Here is a 2,348-nt window from a genome sequence, read left to right as displayed (position 1 = left end):
GGCCCAGCGCGGCGCAGACGCCCTGTTGCTCGCGCGCCATTTCGCCCGCGCGGCCGAACGCAGGCACGGCAAACCGGTGCTGGGCTTCATGCCCGAGGCCGAGACGGCCATTGCCGTCACCCCCTGGAGCGACGACGTGCGCGGCCTGGCCCAGGCGGTGGAGCGGGCCGTGGTGCTCGGCGATGGCGGGCTGATCAGCGAGGCTGACCTGGGTCTCGGCCCTTCCCCGGCCGAAGCGCCGTCGCCAGCAGCGGTCGCGTCCACGCTCAACCTGGAAGAGAGCGAGCGCGTGCTGGTTGCAGCGGCGCTCAAGCGGCACGGCTTCAATGTCAGCCACGCGGCCGAAGAATTGGGGCTGAGCCGGGCTGCGCTCTATCGCCGGATGGCCAAGCATGGCCTCTAGCAGCGTAAGGACCGCGCTGCCGGGACAGCTGCTGCTGTTCGGCTGCGGCGCGGCCACGGTCGCCGCCTGGACCGGCGGGTTTTATGCCTGCTTCGTGCTGGTGCTGTTGCTCGGCTTCTGGTTGGCCAGCCTCGCGCTTGCCCGCGCGATGCCGCTGCACCTGCCCGCCGAACGACAGGTGGCGGCGCCCGATGGCGAAACCGATCGCGCGGTGCTGCGTGCCGTGTTGGACCAGGCGCCCACCCCTCTGTTGAGCGTGGAGCGCAGCGGCCGCGTTCGTGCGCTCAATCGGGCGGCACGCATGCTGTTCGACATCGAGGACGCGCTGATCGATGTGCCCGAGGCCTTGCGGGAAAGTGCACCGCGCCTGCGCTACGCCGGCCGGGCCTATCGCATCGACCGGATCGAAGCCCATGGCGCTGGCGCCGCACGCACCATCCTCGCCCTGATCGACATCGAAAGCGAAGAACGCCTGGCCGAAGCGCGAACGACGCGCGAACTGCTCGACGTGTTGAGCCACGAGGTGATGAACGCGCTTACACCGATCGCCTCGCTCGCTGACAGCGCGCTGGCGACGCTCGACGACACGCCACCACCGGTCGCGCATTTGCGCGACATGCTCGGTACGCTGTCTCGCCGTGCCGATGGCCTGCTCCATTTCACCCAGGCCTATCGCCAGCTGGCCCGGCTTCCCGAGCCGGTCCTGGCGCCGACGACGCTGGCGGTGCTGTTCGACGATCTGCGCCGCATGTTCGCCGCGCGTTGGGGCGGCCGCGTCGCTTTCGTGGCGGATGGGCCGCCAGACGGCATGGTCTTCATCGACCGCGACCAGATCAGCCAGGCCTTGTGGGCCTTGCTCCAGAATGGCGCCGAGGCCGCAGTAGCCGCAACCGACGCCCCACAGGTTCGCCTTTCCGCCAAGCTGGACGACCGCCTGTCGATATGCGTTGCCGACAACGGCCCCGGCGTGCCCGATGAGGGCCGCGCGCGCATCTTCCGCCCGTTCTACACTACCAAGAAAGAAGGCAGCGGCATCGGCCTGAGCCTGGCACGACAGATCGCCCGTGCCCATGGCGGCGATCTGTCTCTGCTCCCCGGCAAGGACACCGCGTTCGAACTGGCGCTGCCCCGCCATGGTCGGAACGCGGATGGCATGCATGCCGCCAAGCCGGCAGCCGATCCCATCCCCGGCAAATGACGTGGGAAAGCCGGTTGCGGTGCCCCGGCACCCGATATATCCCAGCCAGGTGAACGTCTTGGCCCGGTGAAGACAGGAAAAGTGCATGCGTGTTCTTGTGATCGGGTTGGGCGACATCGCCCGCAAGGCGTATCTTCCGGTCATGGCCACGCGGCCCGATCTCGAAATCCATCTGGCGACGCGGGATCGATCTGTGCTCGATGAAGTAGGTCGCACGTTTCGCATCCAGCATCGGCACAACAGCGTCATCGATGCGCTGTCTGCCACCACGTTCGACGCGGCCTTTGTCCACGCGGCCACGTCTGCACACGCCGAACTGGTGAAATTGCTCCTCGAACGTGAAATCGCCACGTTCGTGGACAAGCCGCTCGCCGACAATCTTGCCGAGGTTGAAGCGCTCACCATGCTGGCACAGACCCGCGCCACGCCGCTGCAGTTGGGCTTCAACCGGCGGTTCGCGCCAGACTACGCCACCCTGCGCGGCACGAACGCCAGCCTTATCGTCATGGAAAAGCACCGCAATGCGCAGCCGGACCAACCGCGCCGCGTGATCTTCGACGATTTCATCCATGTCGTGGATACGCTGTTATCGATGGTGCCTGGGCCAGTACTTCGCCACACGATCGAAACCAACGTCATCGACGGCTTGCTGCACGCGGTTACCCTGACACTGGCTGGCGACGGGTTCAGCGCCATCGGCATGATGCATCGTGACAGCGGCCTGGATGAAGAACGCCTCGACGTCAT

At 66.9% G+C, this 2,348-nt stretch carries 3 protein-coding genes; all 3 read left to right on the top strand.

What is annotated here, in order from left to right; genetic code table 11:
- The coding region (locus tag H926_RS0120210) for a helix-turn-helix domain-containing protein (protein ID WP_028658279.1) at positions 1–403 on the top strand (403 nt) is incomplete at its 5' end.
- A complete protein-coding gene (locus H926_RS29265; protein ID WP_022677894.1) occupies positions 393–1,601 on the top strand; it encodes a PAS domain-containing sensor histidine kinase in 1,209 nt (402 codons plus the stop codon). The genes H926_RS0120210 and H926_RS29265, both read left to right, overlap by 11 nt.
- Before the next feature lie 106 nt (positions 1,602–1,707).
- A partial coding sequence (locus H926_RS29260) for a Gfo/Idh/MocA family protein (RefSeq protein ID WP_202804783.1) occupies positions 1,708–2,348 on the top strand: 641 nt, incomplete at its 3' end.

Source organism: Novosphingobium sp. B-7 (genome assembly GCF_000410615.1).
GTDB classification, from domain to species: Bacteria; Pseudomonadota; Alphaproteobacteria; order Sphingomonadales; family Sphingomonadaceae; genus Novosphingobium; species Novosphingobium capsulatum.
This window is presented reverse-complemented; position numbering and strand designations above follow the sequence as displayed.